At 63.2% G+C, this 16,424-nt stretch carries 18 protein-coding genes; 14 read left to right on the top strand and 4 right to left on the bottom strand.

What is annotated here, in order from left to right; genetic code table 11:
• The first annotated feature begins 1 nt into the window (after position 1).
• The 12 genes from M2396_RS19760 to M2396_RS19705 all read left to right on the top strand — a co-directional run bounded on the left by M2396_RS19760 (position 2) and on the right by M2396_RS19705 (position 9,080).
• The gene (locus M2396_RS19760; protein WP_101317917.1) at positions 2–769 is read left to right on the top strand and encodes a heme ABC transporter permease; all 768 of its coding nucleotides are present in this window, start codon (positions 2–4) and stop codon (positions 767–769) included.
• A complete protein-coding gene (gene ccmD / locus M2396_RS19755) occupies positions 766–942 on the top strand; it encodes a heme exporter protein CcmD (protein ID WP_101317919.1) in 177 nt (58 codons plus the stop codon). The genes M2396_RS19760 and ccmD overlap by 4 nt, the downstream gene beginning before the upstream one ends.
• Positions 939–1,394, top strand: a complete 456-nt coding sequence (gene ccmE, locus M2396_RS19750; protein WP_103436670.1) for a cytochrome c maturation protein CcmE — start codon at positions 939–941, stop codon at positions 1,392–1,394. Before ccmD ends, ccmE begins: the two co-directional genes overlap by 4 nt.
• An 11-nt stretch (positions 1,395–1,405) precedes the next feature.
• Positions 1,406–3,379: a heme lyase CcmF/NrfE family subunit gene (locus tag M2396_RS19745; protein ID WP_178080824.1), complete on the top strand. Its 1,974-nt coding sequence runs from the start codon at positions 1,406–1,408 to the stop codon at positions 3,377–3,379.
• Positions 3,376–3,912: a DsbE family thiol:disulfide interchange protein gene (locus M2396_RS19740; protein WP_150569757.1), complete on the top strand. Its 537-nt coding sequence runs from the start codon at positions 3,376–3,378 to the stop codon at positions 3,910–3,912. The genes M2396_RS19745 and M2396_RS19740 overlap by 4 nt, the downstream gene beginning before the upstream one ends.
• Positions 3,909–4,385, top strand: a complete 477-nt coding sequence (locus M2396_RS19735; protein WP_101317928.1) for a cytochrome c-type biogenesis protein — start codon at positions 3,909–3,911, stop codon at positions 4,383–4,385. The genes M2396_RS19740 and M2396_RS19735 overlap by 4 nt, the downstream gene beginning before the upstream one ends.
• A complete protein-coding gene (gene ccmI / locus M2396_RS19730; RefSeq protein WP_259077409.1) occupies positions 4,378–5,574 on the top strand; it encodes a c-type cytochrome biogenesis protein CcmI in 1,197 nt (398 codons plus the stop codon). Before M2396_RS19735 ends, ccmI begins: the two co-directional genes overlap by 8 nt.
• Before the next feature lie 11 nt (positions 5,575–5,585).
• Entirely contained in the window at positions 5,586–6,005 is a 420-nt protein-coding gene (locus M2396_RS19725) for a hypothetical protein (RefSeq protein WP_181088107.1), read from the top strand.
• Positions 6,006–6,122: 117 nt separating this feature from the next.
• The gene (locus M2396_RS19720) at positions 6,123–7,061 is read left to right on the top strand and encodes a 2-hydroxyacid dehydrogenase (protein ID WP_101317934.1); all 939 of its coding nucleotides are present in this window, start codon (positions 6,123–6,125) and stop codon (positions 7,059–7,061) included.
• Positions 7,062–7,100: 39 nt separating this feature from the next.
• Positions 7,101–7,889 (top strand): PhzF family phenazine biosynthesis protein, encoded by a 789-nt coding sequence (locus M2396_RS19715; protein WP_181088105.1) that lies wholly within the window; start codon positions 7,101–7,103, stop codon positions 7,887–7,889.
• Between the two features lie 28 nt (positions 7,890–7,917).
• On the top strand, positions 7,918–8,256 hold the full coding sequence (locus M2396_RS19710; protein ID WP_101317938.1) for an FKBP-type peptidyl-prolyl cis-trans isomerase: 339 nt from the start codon (positions 7,918–7,920) through the stop codon (positions 8,254–8,256).
• Positions 8,257–8,420: 164 nt separating this feature from the next.
• Positions 8,421–9,080 (top strand): histidine phosphatase family protein, encoded by a 660-nt coding sequence (locus M2396_RS19705; RefSeq protein ID WP_150572706.1) that lies wholly within the window; start codon positions 8,421–8,423, stop codon positions 9,078–9,080.
• Between the two features lie 15 nt (positions 9,081–9,095).
• Here M2396_RS19705 and M2396_RS19700 read toward each other — a convergent pair whose 3' ends face one another.
• From M2396_RS19700 to M2396_RS19690, 3 genes are all read right to left on the bottom strand, one after another.
• Positions 9,096–9,824 carry an aspartate/glutamate racemase family protein gene (locus tag M2396_RS19700; protein ID WP_259077406.1) on the bottom strand — a complete coding sequence of 243 codons (729 nt, stop codon included), beginning with the start codon at positions 9,822–9,824 and terminating at the stop codon, positions 9,096–9,098.
• A gap of 16 nt (positions 9,825–9,840) precedes the next feature.
• Entirely contained in the window at positions 9,841–11,373 is a 1,533-nt protein-coding gene (locus tag M2396_RS19695; RefSeq protein WP_101317944.1) for an NCS1 family nucleobase:cation symporter-1, read from the bottom strand.
• 470 nt (positions 11,374–11,843) lie between these two features.
• The gene (locus M2396_RS19690; RefSeq protein WP_101317946.1) at positions 11,844–12,284 is read right to left on the bottom strand and encodes an Lrp/AsnC family transcriptional regulator; all 441 of its coding nucleotides are present in this window, start codon (positions 12,282–12,284) and stop codon (positions 11,844–11,846) included.
• A 132-nt stretch (positions 12,285–12,416) separates the two neighbouring features.
• Here M2396_RS19690 and M2396_RS19685 point away from each other — a divergent pair, with 132 nt between their 5' ends.
• Both M2396_RS19685 and M2396_RS19680 read left to right on the top strand, forming a co-directional pair.
• Entirely contained in the window at positions 12,417–13,322 is a 906-nt protein-coding gene (locus M2396_RS19685) for a DMT family transporter (protein WP_259077402.1), read from the top strand.
• A gap of 51 nt (positions 13,323–13,373) precedes the next feature.
• Positions 13,374–14,300 carry a class I SAM-dependent methyltransferase gene (locus M2396_RS19680; RefSeq protein WP_188035636.1) on the top strand — a complete coding sequence of 309 codons (927 nt, stop codon included), beginning with the start codon at positions 13,374–13,376 and terminating at the stop codon, positions 14,298–14,300.
• Between the two features lie 42 nt (positions 14,301–14,342).
• Here the strand turns inward: M2396_RS19680 and M2396_RS19675 are convergent, their stop codons facing one another.
• Positions 14,343–16,373: a mechanosensitive ion channel family protein gene (locus M2396_RS19675; protein ID WP_181088102.1), complete on the bottom strand. Its 2,031-nt coding sequence runs from the start codon at positions 16,371–16,373 to the stop codon at positions 14,343–14,345.
• Positions 16,374–16,424 lie beyond the last annotated feature (51 nt).

Genomic DNA, 16,424 nt, shown 5'->3' with positions numbered 1-16,424 from the left:
GATGAAAATAAGCTGGACGTGGTTCCACAAGCTCGGCTCGCCCAAATGGTTCTACGCCATCAGCGGGCGCATGCTGCCCTGGCTGACGGTGGCCGCTGTGCTGTTGCTGACAGTCGGCATGGTCTGGGGCCTGGCCTTTGCGCCGCAGGACTATCAGCAGGGCAACAGCTTCCGCATCATCTATATCCATGTGCCGGCGGCCATGCTGGCGCAGTCATGCTATGTGCTGCTGGCGGTGGCTGGTGTGGTCGGGCTGGTGTGGAAGATGAAGATCGCCGACGTTGCCCTGCAGTGCGCGGCGCCCATCGGCGCCTGGATGACCGCCGTGGCGCTGGTCACCGGGGCCATCTGGGGCAAGCCGACCTGGGGTAGCTGGTGGGTCTGGGATGCGCGCCTAACGTCGATGCTGATCCTGCTTTTTCTATACTTCGGCATCATTGCGCTGGGCCAGGCGATCAGTAATCGTGACAGCTCGGCCAAGGCTTGTGCGGTGCTGGCGATCGTGGGCGTGATCAACATCCCGATCATCAAGTATTCGGTGGAGTGGTGGAACACCCTGCACCAGGGCGCGACTTTCACCCTCACCGAAAAGCCGGCGATGCCCGCAGAAATGTGGCTGCCGCTGCTGCTCACCGGGCTTGGCTTCTACTGCTTCTTCGGCGCTGTGCTGCTGCTGCGCATGCGCCTTGAGGTGCTCAAGCGCGAGGCCCGCGCCAGCTGGGTACGTGAAGAAGTGCTGAACAGCCTGGGTCGGAGGGCAGCATCGTGAGTTTTGCCTCGTTCAGCGAGTTTCTCGCCATGGGCCACCACGGCTTGTACGTATGGTCGGCCTACGGCATTTGCCTGGCAGTGCTGGCGCTCAATGTCGCCGCACCACTGTTGGCCCGCCGTCGTTATCTGCAAGAAGAGGCGCGTCGTCTGCGCCGGGAGAACAATCAGTGAATCCGCAGCGCAAGAAACGCCTGTTGCTCATCGGCGCCCTGCTGGTCGGGGTCGGCGTCGCCGTTGGCTTTGCCCTGAGTGCCCTGCAGCAGAACATCAACCTGTTCTACACCCCGACCCAGATCGCCACCGGCGAAGCGCCGCTGGACACGCGCATTCGCGCCGGTGGCATGGTCGAGAAGGGCTCGGTGCAGCGCTCGGCTGACTCGCTCGACGTGCGCTTTGTGGTCACCGACTTCAACAAGTCGGTGCCGATCACCTATCGCGGCATCCTGCCGGACCTGTTCCGTGAAGGGCAGGGCATCGTTGCCTTGGGCAAGCTCAATGCCGATGGCGTGGTGGTGGCGGATGAAGTGCTGGCCAAGCACGATGAAAAGTACATGCCGCCTGAGGTGACCAAAGCACTCAAGGAAAGCGGCCAGGCGGCCAGCGGCGCGGAGCAGAAGCCATGAATGCTGCCCTGATAGTGCCCGAACTGGGTCAGTTGGCGATGATCCTGGCGATCTGTTTCGCCGTGGTTCAGGCCAGCGTGCCGCTGCTCGGCGCCTGGCGCGGCGACAGCCTGTGGATGAGCCTGGCGCGACCTGCCGCCTGGGGCCAGTTCGCTTTTCTGGTGTTTGCGTTCGGCTGCCTTACCCATGCGTTCATGACCGACAATTTCTCGGTAGCGTACGTTGCCAGCAACTCCAATACCGCTTTGCCGTGGTACTACAAATTCAGCGCAGTGTGGGGCGCGCATGAAGGCTCGTTGCTGCTGTGGGCATTGATTCTGGGCGGCTGGACCTTCGCCGTGTCGGTGTTCTCGCGCCAGTTGCCACAAGTCATGCTCGCCCGCGTACTGGCGGTGATGGGCATGATCAGCGTGGGCTTCTTGTCGTTCCTGATCGTCACCTCCAACCCGTTCCAGCGCCTGTTGCCGCAGGTGCCGGGCAACGGCCGTGACCTCAACCCGCTGCTGCAGGACTTTGGCCTGATCGTCCATCCGCCAATGCTGTACATGGGCTACGTCGGCTTCTCGGTGGCCTTCGCCTTCGCTATCGCCGCCTTGCTCGGTGGCCGCCTGGATGCCGCCTGGGCGCGCTGGTCGCGGCCATGGACCATCGTCGCCTGGGCGTTCCTCGGGGTCGGTATCACCTTGGGCTCGTGGTGGGCGTACTACGAACTTGGCTGGGGCGGCTGGTGGTTCTGGGACCCGGTCGAAAACGCCTCGTTCATGCCCTGGCTGGTGGGCACCGCGCTGATCCACTCGCTGGCCGTCACGGAAAAACGCGGCGTGTTCAAGAGCTGGACGGTATTGCTGGCGATCGCCGCATTCTCGTTGAGCCTGCTCGGCACCTTCCTGGTGCGCTCCGGCGTGCTGACCTCGGTGCACGCCTTTGCCGCCGACCCGGAGCGCGGTGTATTCATCCTGATCTTCCTGCTGTTTGTCGTGGGTGGCTCGCTGACCCTGTTCGCTCTGCGCGCGCCGGTGGTGAAAAGCCAGGTCGGCTTTGCCCTGTGGTCGCGAGAAACATTGCTGCTGGCCAACAACCTGGTGCTGGTGGTGGCTGCATCGATGATTCTGCTGGGTACGCTGTACCCACTGGTGCTCGATTCCCTGACCGGGGCCAAACTGTCGGTCGGCCCGCCGTATTTCGATGCGCTGTTCCTGCCGTTGATGGCATTGCTGATGGTGGTGCTCGGGATCGGCGTGCTGGTGCGCTGGAAGGACACGCCGGGCAAATGGCTGGCGGGCATGCTCACACCGGTATTGATTGGCAGCGCAATTCTGGCGCCGATTGCCGGGCTGATTGCCGATGACTTCGACTGGCCGGCGCTGGCGACCTTTGCCCTGGCGGCGTGGGTAGTGCTCGCCGGCCTGCGCGACATCTTCGACAAGACCCGCCACAAAGGCCTGGGCAAGGGCGTGCGCGGCCTGTCCCGCAGCTATTGGGGCATGCAGGTCGCGCATCTGGGCCTGGCTGTGTGCGCCCTGGGCGTGGTGCTGTCGAGCAACAACAGCGCCGAGCGCGACCTGCGCATGGCGCCGGGCGAGACGGTCGAGCTTGGCGGCTATCACTTCCTGTTCGAAGGCGCCAAGCACTTCGAAGGGCCAAACTTCATCTCCGACCGTGGCACCGTGCGGGTTTCCAAGGACGGTCGCGAGGTCAGCGTGCTGCACCCCGAGAAGCGTCTGTACACCGTGCAGCAGTCGATGATGACCGAGGCCGGGATCGATGCCGGTTTCACCCGCGACCTCTACGTGGCCCTCGGCGAGCCGCTGGAAAACGGCGCCTGGGCCGTGCGCGTGCACATCAAACCGTATGTTCGCTGGATCTGGCTGGGCGGTCTGCTGACCGGCCTGGGCGGGCTACTGGCAGCCTTCGACCGGCGTTACCGGGTCAAGGTCAAGAGCCGCGTGCGTGAAGCCCTCGGCGCGACTGGAGCAACTGCATGAAGCGTTGGATGATGGTCCTGCCGTTGGCGGTGTTTCTACTGCTGGCGGTGTTTCTCTACAAGGGCTTGTTCCTCAAGCCCGATGAGCTGCCGTCGGCGATGATCGGCAAGCCATTCCCGGCCTTCTCGCTGGCCTCCACCCAAGGCGAGCGCAGCCTGACCCAGGCCGACCTGCTCGGCCGGCCGGCGCTGGTCAACGTGTGGGCCACCTGGTGCCCGTCGTGCAAGGTTGAGCATCCTTACCTGAACACGCTGGCCGAGCAGGGCGTGGTCATCCATGGCGTCAACTACAAGGACGATAACGCTGCGGCGTTGAAGTGGCTCGCCGAGTTCCACAATCCGTATCAGCTGGATATCCGCGACGAACAGGGCACTCTGGGTCTGGACCTTGGTGTGTATGGTGCGCCGGAGACCTTTCTGATCGATGCCAAGGGTATCATCCGCTACAAGCACGTCGGCATCGTCGATGCCACGGTCTGGCGCGAGCAGCTGGCGCCGCTGTACCAGGGCCTGGTCGATGAGGCCAAGCCATGAAGCGCTGGTTGGCAGCAGCCGTGCTCGGCCTGAGCCTAGTGAGCGTGGCCAAGGCCGCGATCGACACCTATCAGTTTCGTGACGACGCCGAGCGCGAGCGCTATCAGCAACTGACCAAGGAGCTGCGCTGCCCCAAGTGTCAGAACCAGGACATCGCTGACTCCAATGCGCCGATTGCCGCCGACCTGCGTCGGGAGATCTTCCGCATGCTCGGCGAAGGCCAGAGCAATCAGCAGATCGTTGCCTTCATGGTTGATCGCTATGGCGACTTCGTCCGTTACAAACCGGCCTTGAGCGGGCGCACCTGGCTGCTCTGGTTCGGCCCGGCAATTCTGCTGGCGGGGGGCTTTGTCATGTTGGCGGTGATTGTCCGCCGGCGCCGGCAGCCGGTGGCAAGCGGCAGCGCGCAGCTGTCGGTGGAAGAACGCGAACGTCTCGCCAAACTGTTGGATAAAGAAGCTACCCATGACTGAATTCTGGCTTGGCGCGGGCCTGTTGTTGCTCGCCGCCCTCGGCTTTCTGCTGATCCCGATCCTGCGTGGCCGTGGCCGCCAGCAGGAACAAGACCGTACCGCCCTGAACGTGGCGCTGTATCAGGAGCGTGTCGCCGAACTGAGCGCGCAGCAGGCTGCCGGCGTACTCGATGCCGAGCAACTGGCCAGCGGCCGTGATGAAGCCGCGCGGGAACTGCTGGCCGATACCGAAGGCGCCGGCGAACCGCGCCAGGGTCATCTGGGGCGGGCGGTACCGCTGTTGGCAGCGTTGCTGGTGCCGGTGATGGCGGTGGGGCTGTATCTGCATTTTGGTGCGGCGGACAAGGTCGAGCTGACCCGTGAGTTTGCCCAGGCACCGAAAACCATGGACGAGATGACCAGCCGCCTCGAGCGCGCGGTGCAGGCCCAGCCGGATTCAGCTGAAGGCCTGTACTTCCTCGGTCGTGCGTACATGGCTGACCAGCGCCCGGCTGATGCGGCGAAGATCTTCGAGCGTGCCGTTGCCCTTGCTGGTCGCCAGCCAGAGCTGCTCGGGCAGTGGGCCCAGGCGCTGTACTTTGCTGCCGACAAACAATGGAGCGCACAGCTGCAGGAGCTTACCGACGAAGCGCTCAAGGCTGACCCCAAGGAAGTCACCAGCCTCGGCCTGCGCGGCATCGCCGCGTTCGAAGGCGAACGCTACCAGGAGGCCATCGACTACTGGCAGCGCCTGCTGGCGCAATTGCCTGAGGGTGATGCCTCGCGCGCCGCGTTGCAGGGCGGTATCGATCGCGCCGCCGACAAGCTCAGCGCCGCGCCAGGCAAAGCGGCCGCACCAGCTGTATCACCCGCGCGCTTGCAGGTACGGGTCGAGCTGGCCACAGCGCTGCAGGGCAAGGTTCAACCGAGCGACACGGTGTTCATCTTCGCCCGCGCCAAAAGCGGCCCGCCGATGCCGTTGGCGGCCAAGCGGGTGACGGTGGGCCAGCTGCCGATCGAAGTTGAACTGTCAGACGCTGATGCCATGATGGCGCAGATGAAACTGTCCGATTTTGCCGAAGTCCAACTGGTTGCACGGGTGTCCCGCGCAGGCCAGCCGACTCATGGCGAATGGATCGGCCAGAGCGCGCCGATGAGCAATCGCACGCCGGGCATTCAGCACCTGACAATCGACAGCCCTGACCAATAAGAGAGCCCACCATGAAGCATGCCGTCCGCTTGACCCTGATCACCCTGGCCCTGGGTCTGTCTGCGTGTACGGTGCGCGAGCCAGTCCAGCAGCCGCTGCCACCGGTCGAAGGCGTGCCGCCGCGCCAAGGGCCGGCGGTCACGCCATTGCCGGGTAGCAAGCCGGGTACGCAGCCGAGCAAGCCAACCGCAGCGCCGAAGGCCATGCCGCGCACTTCGGCCAGCTTCGCGCCACCGCCAGGTGGTGCCAGCCACTGGGACCCGAAAATGGGCGTGTATGTGCTGGAGAAAAAACCCAACACCTTCTACCGTCAGCGCACCTATTACCGCTATGACGGCGGCTGGAGCTGGTCGCTGAGCCCGGAAGGTCCATGGCAGGAAACCGACAGCAGCGGTGTGCCGGGTGGCCTGGGTCGCGCCTTCGCGCAATAAGCATCTGCAGCACCTCTCTACCAGGGCCGGTACAGTACAGTTGAAGGGCAATTCTTCGATTGACTGTACTTGCCCCTGACCCCGCATAATCCCTCCTCGCATAGAGCCGGAGGGTGCATGAGCAAGACAGTCCTGGTACTGGTTGAAACCGTCGACGATTACCTGCCGCTGCTGGAGCAGGCGGGCTATCGACTGATTCGTGCGCCGAATGCGCAGCTGCGCGCTGCGGCCATCGCTCAGCAGGCCGATGAGATCGACGCGGTGCTCACCCGCGGCCCACTTGGTCTGACTGCCAGCGAGATTCAGGCGCTGCCACACTTGCAGATCATCTGTGTGATCGGTGCCGGCTATGAACAGGTCGATCTGACCGCCGCTGCAGCTCGTGGCATCACCGTCACCAACGGCGCCGGCGCCAACGCTGCAGCAGTCGCCGATCACAGCCTGGCCCTGCTGCTGGCCTTGTTGCGCAATATCCCCAACGCTGACGCAAGCACTCGCCGCGGTGAGTGGAACCGGGTGATCAGCCCGTCGGTGTCGGGCAAGCGCCTGGGCATCATCGGCCTCGGTGCTGTTGGCCAGGCGATTGCCAAACGCGCGTCGCTGGGCTTCGACATGCCGGTCAGCTACCACAGCCGTACACCTCGTAAAGAGCTTGCCTACACCTGGTACGACAGCCCGCTGCGTCTGGCCGAGGCGGTCGACATCCTCGTGATTGCTACACCCGGCGGCGCTGCGACGCAGCATCTGGTCGACGCCGATGTGCTCAAAGCACTCGGTGCAGAGGGCTACCTGGTCAATATCGCCCGCGCCAGTGTGGTCGACAGCGCCGCCTTGCTCGAGGCGCTGGAGCAGGGCTGGATCGCTGGCGCGGCACTCGATGTATTCGACGACGAACCCAATGTACCCGACGCCTTCAAGGCACTCGGCAACACCGTGCTGACCCCGCATGTGGCCGGGCAGTCGCCCGAGGCCGCACGCGATACGGTGACCCTGGTGCTGCGCAATCTGCAGGCGTTTTTTGCTGGCGAACCGGTGCTGACCCCCGTTCGCAGCTGAATTTTTACCCGGCCAGTCATGGACAGTGGAGCTTATTGCATGCAACTCGAGATCTTTCAGGTAGACGCTTTTTCCAGCAAACCTTTCGGCGGTAACGCGGCAGCAGTGATCCCGCTGGAGCAGTGGCTGGACGATGCCACCCTGCAGCGCATCGCCGAAGAGAACAACCTGTCCGAGACTGCCTACTTCGTCAAGCACGGCGACGGCTACCAGCTGCGTTGGTTTACCCCGGCGGTGGAAGTCGACCTGTGCGGGCACGCCACCCTGGCCTCGGCCTGGGTGTTGTTCGAGCAACTTGGCGAGCAGGCTGAGGTGCTGCGCTTCAGTACCCGCAGCGGCGAGCTGCGGGTCAGCCGTGGCGCTGACGGCATGCTGGAAATGGACTTTCCGGCCAAGCAACCGCAGCCGGTAGCGACCCCGCCAGGCTTGCTGGAGGCGCTCGGTCTGGACAGCGCACGTGAGGTGTACCGCAGCGATGACTACCTGGTGGCGATTGACGACGTGTCGTTGATCGAGACCCTGCGCCCGGACTTCGCCGCGTTGGCAGCCTTCGATGTGCGCGGTATTGCGGTGACTGCGCCGGGCCGCGGCTTTGACTTCGTCACCCGCTGGTTCGGCCCTCGGGTGGGCGTCAACGAAGATCCGGTGACCGGGTCGGCGCACACTTCGCTGGCACCGTACTGGGCGCAGCGTCTGGACCAAAGCAGCCTGCGCTGCGAGCAGGGCGGTGCGCGCAAAGGCCAGTTGCACTGTGAGGTGCTCGGCAACGGCCGGGTTATCATCAGCGGCCACGGCGCGCTGTACCTCAAGGGCAGCGTGTTCATCTGAGTGCAGCGCAGCTTTCCCAAGGAGCTTCATGAACAACGAATTACAGATCACCGACCTGCTCGAAGGCGACGGCAAGGCTGTGGTCAAGGGCGCATTGATCACCACCCAGTACACCGGCTGGCTGGCCGATGGCAGCGAGTTTGATTCCTCCTGGTCGCGCGGTAAGCCGTTCCAGTGCGTGATCGGCAGCGGCCGGGTGATCAAAGGCTGGGATCAGGGCCTGATGGGCATGCGTGTCGGCGGCAAGCGCAAGCTGCAGGTGCCGGCGCACCTGGCCTACGGCGAGCGCAGCGTCGGCGCGATTCCGGTCAATTCCGACCTGACCTTCGAGATCGAATTGCTCGAAGTGCTGACCCGCGACGACTGAAACTGTAACAACTTCACCCGGCAAGTTTGCCCCGGCGAATGAATTTCGTTCACATTTCTAGGTCAAGATGGTCCCGCTTGCACGGCTGGCTCGCCAGCCTGTGCAGATGATCACGAAATGCAGGCACGGACGCCTTCCTTCTTTTGTCGGATGAGTCCATCGCCATGAAGTTGCTGCAGTCCTTGCGACGCCGTCATCTCTACCTTGCCACTGCGTTTGCGGCAGTCCTGGTGCCCCTGACCTATGCCGTGGTGCACAACCATGAAGAGCCGGTCGATGGCACCCAGACTCTGGTGTTTCTGCGCCACGCAGAGAAGCCTGGCGAAGGTCTTGGCCAGCTGAATTGCCAGGGTCTGAATCGGGCCATCGAGTTGGCCAGTGTGCTGCCGGAGCGGTTCGGCGATGCCGATTATGTCTTCGCTGCCAACCCCTCGCGGCACGTCGAAGAGGGTAGCCAAGATCAGCGCTACAGCTACATTCGCCCGCTGATGACCATCAGCCCCAGCGCCATTCGCCTCGGTCTGCCGGTCAATATCGACTTCGGCGCCAATGACTACGACGAGCTGGCCGATGAGTTGCTGACCGATAAGTACCGCAACGCCACCGTCTACACCGCCTGGTCGCACGGTTACCTGCCTGATCTGATCAATGCCGTGGCCGGCAAGGCCCTGGGTGACGAGCGAGTCATCACCGAGGACTGGAGCAACGAGGATTTCGACAGTTTGTATGTGATTACCCTGACCTGGCACGACGGCAAGGCGAGCATGCTCAGCCGTAACGTGCGTCAGGGTCTGGATGGTGGCAACAAGGCCTGCCCGACCTGAGCCGGGCAGGGCTGATCAGCGGCCCAGGCGCATTGGCCAGCCGACGACTTTTTTCACCCGCGGGGTCGCGTAGGTGCGTACCTTGGAGGTGCTCAGGCCAAGCCGCACCAGCGACTCGGCAATGGTTACCGCAGCGGTGACACCATCCACCACCGGCACCCCGGTGCGCTGGCGAATCTGCTCGTCGAGGCCGGCCATGCCGCCGCAACCAAGGCAGATCACCTCGGCTTTGTCTTCGCGCACAGCGCGCTCGGCCTGTTCGACGATGGCGTCCACCGCCCGTTGCGGATTCTCTTCAAGCTCCAGCACCGCCAGGCCGCTGGCGCGCACCGAGGCGCAGCGGTCATACAGCCCGGAGAGTTTCAGGCGATCTTCGATCAGCGGTACGGTGCGGTCCAGGGTGGTTACCACCGAGTAGGCGTGGCCGAGGTACATGGCGGTGCTGGCGGCGGCGTCGGTGATGTCTACCACTGGCACATCGAGCAACTCCTGCAGCCCCTCGCGGCCATGCTCGCCGTAGCCTGCCTGGATCACCGCATCATAGGGCTGGTCGTAAGCCAACACGCGGTCCATCACGGCGATGGCCGCCAGATAACTTTCGAAATTGCCCTCCACCGACTCGGCGCCAAAGTACGGCGTCAGACCGACGATCTCGGTGCCTGGCGCGGCGACGCTGCGGGCTTGCTCGGCAATAGCCTCGGTGATGGCTGCGGTAGTGTTGACGTTGACGATAAGAATGCGCATGCAGATTCTTCCTTGATCAATGGCTGCTGTGGTCGACGGCGATGCACTCGCCGCTGACGTCGTGGTATTGGCGATTGCGCGGGGCAATCAGCAGGTACAGCGCAGCCGCGATGCCCGCACCGATCAACCAGGAGAACGGCGCCACGCCGTGGAAGTTGGGTACCAGCGCAAGGATGATGGCCAGCAGCGCCGCCGGTGCGAAGGCCGCCATCGCCCGCCAGTTGATGCCGCGGGTGTAGTGATAGGCGCCAGCCGGGTTCTCGCTGTACAGCTCAGGCACGTTGATCTGGCCTTTGCGCAGCAACCAGTAGTCGGCCATGATCACCCCGTACAGCGGGCCGAGCAGGGCGCCCAGGCCGGACAGGAAGTAGACGATCACCAGTGGGCTGTTGTAGAGGTTCCACGGCAGGATCAGTACCGCCAGCGTGGCGCTGATCAGGCCGGCGCGGCGGAAGTTCAGGTGGCGCGGGGCGAGGTTGCTCAGGACAAATGCAGGGGCGACGAAGTTGGCCATGATGTTCACCGCGACGGTGACGATCAGGAACGCCAGGCAACCCAGTACCAGAAACAGCGTATTAGGGATGGTCGCAACGATCTGGGTGGGGCTGTCGATGATGTGGCCGTTGATCTTGAACTGTGCACCGCTGAGCACCACGGTGATCACAGCGAACACCAGGATGTTCACTGGCAGGCCCCAGAAGTTGCCGACGCGGATGGTCTTGCGGCACGGCGATGAGCGGGCGAAGTCGCAGAAGTTCAGCACCAGGGTGCCGTAGATCGCCAGCCACAAGGCGCCACCGGCAAAGATATTGCGCCACATTTCGTATCCGGTCAGCGGCTCGGCCACCGACCAGGCGATGCGTGTGTCGGCCTGGAAGTACATCCAACCGGCCAGGCTCGCGACTGTCAGCAGAATCACTGGGCCGGCGAAGCCTTCATAGCGGCGCACCATTTCCATGCCGTAGGCAAGGATCACCAGCTGCACCAGCCAGATCGCGACGAAGCACACCCAGCCCAGGCTCGACAGGCCAAGGATGCTGTCTTGATCGTATGCGGCCACCTGCGGCCAGATGGCGGTGAGCAATACCCGCAGTACCACCGAGGCGAGATAGGTCTGGATACCGAACCAGGCGATGGCGATCACGGCGCGAATCAATGCCGGCAACTGTGCGCCGTGGATGCCGAAGGCGATGCGGCTGATGACCGGGAAGGGCACACCCGTCTTCTGCCCCATGTAGCCAGACAGGTTCATGAAGAAGTACACCAGCACTGCGCCGATCGCCAGCGACAGGAGAATCTGCCAGCCACCCAGGCCGAGCGCGAACAGGCCCATGGCGAACGAGTAGTTGGCGATGTTGTGCACATCGTTGGTCCACAGCGCGAAGATGCTGTAACCGCCCCAGCGTCGGCCCTCGAGACGGGTCGGCGCGAGGTCGCGGTTGTGCAGGCGCGGGCTGAGTTCGAGGGCCGGCGATGCGCCGGTCAAGGTTGACGGCTGGGCGGTGCTGGCGACGGATAGTTCAGGGGCAAGGTCGAGGCTGCTACTCATTCCGGCGGCTCCTGATGCGCAGTTTGCAGTGAGGGGCGAGAGTGCACGGTCTCGTCTGGTCACGGCTGAACCTTGGCATCACTGGGTTCTGGAGGCTGCGGCCTGCTTGGGGCAGGCGCTGCGCGTTGTTGTGTATTTAGGTTTTGTTCAAGTTGTATACAAAACACAAGCACAGCAAAGCCAGTTCCATGCCATCGGGTGTGCAAGTTCACAAATTGCAGTTCCGTGAACTCTTTATTTAAATCGCTAACTTACTGAATTGAATTGTTTATAAGTTGACCGTTTGAACAATTTAAATTTTTTACCAAGTTGGTTTGCTGATCAATCGGTCAAATTATCTCGCGCCGCGCGTGTAACGTCTTGGTGCTGTGCTTCCCAGAAGTGCACACAAAAATGGCACCTTAGGTGACAATCCTGTGTACAAAAAATAAGCAGCACAATCTGGCCGTGCCGGTCTGCAGGAAAGCCGCTCACTCGGCCATCGGCGGCAGGCGGCGTTTCACCGGGCTCTTTTTGATGATCGCGGTGTTGGTTTCGGCCAGGACATTGATGCGGTCGAGCAAGCTGTCCAGTTGCTCCATCGAGCGCACATGCAGCCGGGCGATAAAGCAGTCCTCGCCGGTCACCTTGTCGCACTCGGTGAACTCGGCAATCGCGATGATCTGGCGCTCGACTTCCTGCAGTTGGCCGGGCAGTGGGCGGATGCGCACAATCGCCTGCAACTGATAGCCGAAACAGCGCGGGTCGATCTCGACGGTGTAACCGCGGAGCACGCCGCGCTCTTCCAGCCGGCGCAGCCGCTCGCTGACGCTGGGCGCCGAAAGCCCGCTGATCTGCGCCAACGCCTTGAGCGAGCGGCGCGAATCCTCCATCAGGGCGGTGATCAGGAGTTGGTCGATGGCATCGGTCATAAGTACCTCGTTAGGCAAAGCTTCTGATTTGCCTTGATCGTAAAGGTGAATGGCGATTTTTGCCTTGGTTATCCGCTGGAAGGCGGCAGCCAGCCCTCGTCATACTGTTGCCATCATCAACGGAGGTGGCCGATGGACAGTTCAATACGCCGTGGTTCGCTGGAAATGATTGTTGCCATGCTTATTTCCGGGACGATTGGCTGGTTCGTGCTGGTGTCCGGGCAACCGGTGTTGGAGGTGGTGTTCTGGCGCTGTGTGTTCGGCGCGGGGGCGTTACTGGTGATCTGCGCGAGCCTGGGCCTGCTCAAGTCCGGCGTGATCAGCCGCGGCGCCGTGTTGCTGGCAATTGTCAGCGGGGTGGCCATCGTCGGTAACTGGGTGCTGCTGTTCGCCTCGTATTCGCGGGCGTCGATTGCCATCGGTACTGCGGTATACAACGTACAGCCGTTTCTGTTGGTCGGCCTGGCTGCGGTGTTTCTCGGCGAGAAGATCACCCTGGCCAAACTGAGCTGGCTGGGGGTGGCGTTCGTCGGCATGCTGGCCATCGTCAGTGCCCACGGCAACGGCCAGAGCAGTGGCAGCGACTATCTGCTGGGGATTGCCCTGGCCCTTGGGGCGGCGTTGCTGTATGCGGTTGCGGCGTTGATCATCAAGCGCCTGAGCGGTACGCCGCCGCACTTGATCGCGCTGATCCAGGTCAGCACCGGCATCGTCCTGTTGGCGCCGTGGGTCAAGCTTGGTGGGTTGCCCGCTGAACTGCCGGCGCTGGCCAGTTTGCTGACCCTGGGCATCGTCCATACCGGGCTGATGTATGTGCTGCTGTACAGCGCGATCCAACGTCTGCCGACTGCATTGACCGGCGCGCTGTCGTTCATCTACCCGATTGCGGCGATCCTGATCGACTGGTTCGCCTTTGGCCATCGGCTGGCGCCGTTGCAGTGGCTGGGGGTGGCGTTGATTCTGTTGGCCGCTGCCGGCATGCAACAAGGCTGGTGGTTTCGCGCCCCGGGCAAAGCGGCGCCAAGCCCATGCGACTGAGCGCAGTTGAAGCGGGTAGAATGCCCTCTTTTGATTCTCAGCGACGCGCCCATGACCTCCGTGATTGATACCCTCGAGCAGCACCTGCTCACCGCTCTCGACCCGGCTCCGTTGGAAACCCGGCGCCTGTTCCATGGCCGTGGCCGCTGCTGGGCAGGGCTTGAGCAGATCACGGTCGACTGGCTGCAGGGGGTGTTGCTGGTGGCGTTGTTCCGCGAGCCACCCGAGGGCCAGCTGGCTGAGCTCGAGGCGATGCTGCGGGCACTGGCCGAGCGCCCACTGTGGACCGGCGAGGCGATTTTGATTCAGCACCGTTACCTGCCCGACAGCCCCGGCCAGTGGTTGCTCGGCGAGCCGGTGCAGCAGCGTGAGGTGGTCGAAGACGGCCTGACCTACCTGCTCGATCTGGGCGTGCGCCAGAACAACGGTCTGTTTCTGGACATGCGCTATGGCCGGCGCTGGGTGCGTGAGCACGCTGCTGGCAAGCGGGTACTCAATCTGTTCGCCTATACCTGCGGTTTCTCGGTGGCGGCAATCGCCAACGGCGCTGCTCAGGTGGTCAATCTGGACATGGCCAAGTCGGCACTGTCGCGTGGACGCGAGAACCATCGGCTCAATGGCCATGATGTGAGCCAGGTGGCGTTTCTGGGTCATGAACTGTTCAAGTCATGGGGCAAAGTGCGCAAGTACGGGCCGTATGACCTGATCATCATCGACCCGCCGACGTTCCAGCGCGGCAGCTTTGTGCTGACCCAGGACTACGCGAAAATCCTGCGCCGCTTGCCCGAGTTGCTCAGCGCAGGCGGCACGGTGCTGGCGTGTGTCAACGACCCGGCGATTGGCTCGGACTTCCTGATCCAGGGCATGGCCGAACAGGCACCGGGCTTGCAGTTCATCGAGCGTCTGCAGAATCCGCCGGAGTTTGCCGATGCTGATCCTGAGGGTGGCTTGAAGGCGCTGGTGTTCCGCCAACTATGAGCTGCCGCCCTCGACAGCGAGGGCGACAGTGCTTGGCAGGTTTCAGGCAGGCAATGCGCGGGCCTGGGCGGGCATCGGGTAGACCTGGGCGAAAGCGACGTTGTCGGTTTGATCGACGCGCTTTTTCAGGCGTTCGTTGAAGGCTCGGCTGACCGCGTACTGGCCACCGGAAATGGTTCGGAACTGCGCGGTCAGGACGAACCCGTTAAGGTCCATACGGTCGACGCCGAACACCTGCAGCGGCCCTTGCAGGTTGATCCGCAGCAGTGGGTCTTCGCTGATCGACTTGCCCACTTCGTGAATCAACGCCAGCGACTGATCGACGTCACTGTCGTAGGTGAACTGCACCGAGAAGAACGCATAGGCAAACTGCCGCGACTGGTTGGTAACCGCCTTGATCTGGCCAAACGGCACCGAGTGGACGAAGCCCTTGCCGTCGCGCAAGCGCAGGGTGCGGATGGTCAGGCTCTCGACCGTGCCGGCGTGGCCGGAGTCGAGCACCACCCAGTCACCGATCGAAATGGTGTCTTCGATCAGGATGAACAGCCCGGTGATCACATCCTGCACCAACTGCTGCGAACCAAAGCCGATGGCCAGGCCAATTACCCCGGCACCGGCCAGCAGCGGCGCAACGTTGATGCCCAGGTTGGCCATGGTGGTGATGGTGCAGATCACTACCAGGATAACTTTCACCGCATTGCGCAGCATCGGCAGGATGGTGCGCACGCGAGTGCTGGGCTGGCGCGAGCTGCGCTTGCCGACGGGTGGCTTCAGCGCCTCTTGAATGGCGGTGTCGAGCACCACCCACAGCAGCCAGGTCACCAGCAGGATCAGGCCGATACTTGAAATCGAGTTACTGATGGCCTGGCCGAGGCGGTTGCTCAGGGCAAAGTCGATCACCGAGAAACCCCAGATGCGCCCGAGCAGCTCGATAAAGGTAATCGCCATGGCGATGCGCAACAGCGCATGGGCGAGGCTGCGTAGCAGCTCCTTGTAGGGGCGGACCTTCTGCTGCGTATCAACCTTGCGTGACGCCAGCAGGTGTTGCAGCAGGGTGCTGAGGAACAGCGTGGCCACCAGCAGCACGGTAGTCAGCAGGGCATTCTGCAGGGCTTTCTGGCTCTCTTCGCCGGCACCGATCAGGTTGATCGCCGAGACCAGAATCATCATCAGGATCGGCAGGTACCACAGCTTGGAGAAGATCCGCAGGGTCTCCTGCACTGCACGGTGGTGCAGGCGATCATGCAGGTCGCGGTTGCGGATCAGGTGACCCACCGGCCGGCGCAGGCGCAGGACCAGGCTGGCAAAGATGAAGGTGGCGATAAGGCCGGTGATCACGGCGATGCTGGCGGTGATATTGCCGCCGACCTGGCGAGCGATCTGCGGGCTGGTCAGCGCGTCGCTCCAGGCCGCGAGAAAGCCGATCATGAACAACGCACGCGGTGCCATCTGCCTGATCACGGCGACGGCAGGGCGTTTGTGGCCTGCATCGAACAGGGTGATCAGGCAGAGGATGATCGAAGTCGAGAACAGGCCGCTGCTGGTCGCGTAGGCCAGGCTCAGGCCGAGTGCACGGGCAATCGACGGGTCGAGAAAGCGGCTGGCATACAGCGTCAGCGGCAAGCTCGCCAGGGCCGGCAAGGTATAGGGCAGCAAGTACCTCAGCAAGCCACGCAGGCGCTTGCGCCGTTGCAGCAGGGCGGTGCGCGCGCAGCGGGCGGCGAGCCAGCGGCCGAGCAGGCTGAGCAGCGAGAAACTGGCGGCCCAGGCTACCGTCAGCAGGACAAAATCGCCGATCAGTTGCAGGCCGTCGTGCCCCGAGTGGCGGTCGACCAAACGCTCCACCTCTTTGCTGGCGCGGTCGGTGCGCAGGCGCCAGGTGTCCAGCACATGGGCATCGAGGTCGAGGTCTTTGGCTGCACTGTCGAGGCCATCGGCTAGGGCACCTAGCAAGCCACCCTGCAACACCGGAGCAGGTTCTTCGGCGGGAGCTTCGGCAGGCGCGGGGTCAGCGGCGTAGAGTGAGGTGCTCAGCAACAGGCTGAGAAGTAGCGGGGTTAGCAAGCGCAGCACTGGAGTACTCCTTGGGCCGTGGCGGGCGTGGGGGGTTACTCAAGGAACTGA

It is taken from the genome of Pseudomonas sp. BIGb0278, from assembly GCF_024809895.1.
Classification (GTDB): domain Bacteria; phylum Pseudomonadota; class Gammaproteobacteria; order Pseudomonadales; family Pseudomonadaceae; genus Aquipseudomonas; species Aquipseudomonas shirazensis.
Note: the sequence above shows the minus strand (reverse complement) of the source record. Positions and strands in the feature narration are given on the sequence as shown.

What these genes read in the sequence shown, in the direction of transcription:
- M2396_RS19760 (WP_101317917.1), top strand. Translation starts at nt 2, where the DNA reads ATGAAAATAAGCTGGACGTGGTTCCACAAGCTCGGCTCGCCCAAATGG.
- M2396_RS19740 (WP_150569757.1), top strand. Translation starts at nt 3,376, where the DNA reads ATGAAGCGTTGGATGATGGTCCTGCCGTTGGCGGTGTTTCTACTGCTG.
- M2396_RS19735 (WP_101317928.1), top strand. Translation starts at nt 3,909, where the DNA reads ATGAAGCGCTGGTTGGCAGCAGCCGTGCTCGGCCTGAGCCTAGTGAGC.
- ccmI (WP_259077409.1), top strand. Translation starts at nt 4,378, where the DNA reads ATGACTGAATTCTGGCTTGGCGCGGGCCTGTTGTTGCTCGCCGCCCTC.
- M2396_RS19725 (WP_181088107.1), top strand. Translation starts at nt 5,586, where the DNA reads ATGAAGCATGCCGTCCGCTTGACCCTGATCACCCTGGCCCTGGGTCTG.
- M2396_RS19720 (WP_101317934.1), top strand. Translation starts at nt 6,123, where the DNA reads ATGAGCAAGACAGTCCTGGTACTGGTTGAAACCGTCGACGATTACCTG.
- M2396_RS19715 (WP_181088105.1), top strand. Translation starts at nt 7,101, where the DNA reads ATGCAACTCGAGATCTTTCAGGTAGACGCTTTTTCCAGCAAACCTTTC.
- M2396_RS19710 (WP_101317938.1), top strand. Translation starts at nt 7,918, where the DNA reads ATGAACAACGAATTACAGATCACCGACCTGCTCGAAGGCGACGGCAAG.
- M2396_RS19705 (WP_150572706.1), top strand. Translation starts at nt 8,421, where the DNA reads ATGAAGTTGCTGCAGTCCTTGCGACGCCGTCATCTCTACCTTGCCACT.
- M2396_RS19700 (WP_259077406.1), bottom strand. Translation starts at nt 9,824, where the DNA reads ATGCGCATTCTTATCGTCAACGTCAACACTACCGCAGCCATCACCGAG.
- M2396_RS19695 (WP_101317944.1), bottom strand. Translation starts at nt 11,373, where the DNA reads ATGAGTAGCAGCCTCGACCTTGCCCCTGAACTATCCGTCGCCAGCACC.
- M2396_RS19690 (WP_101317946.1), bottom strand. Translation starts at nt 12,284, where the DNA reads ATGACCGATGCCATCGACCAACTCCTGATCACCGCCCTGATGGAGGAT.
- M2396_RS19685 (WP_259077402.1), top strand. Translation starts at nt 12,417, where the DNA reads ATGGACAGTTCAATACGCCGTGGTTCGCTGGAAATGATTGTTGCCATG.
- M2396_RS19680 (WP_188035636.1), top strand. Translation starts at nt 13,374, where the DNA reads ATGACCTCCGTGATTGATACCCTCGAGCAGCACCTGCTCACCGCTCTC.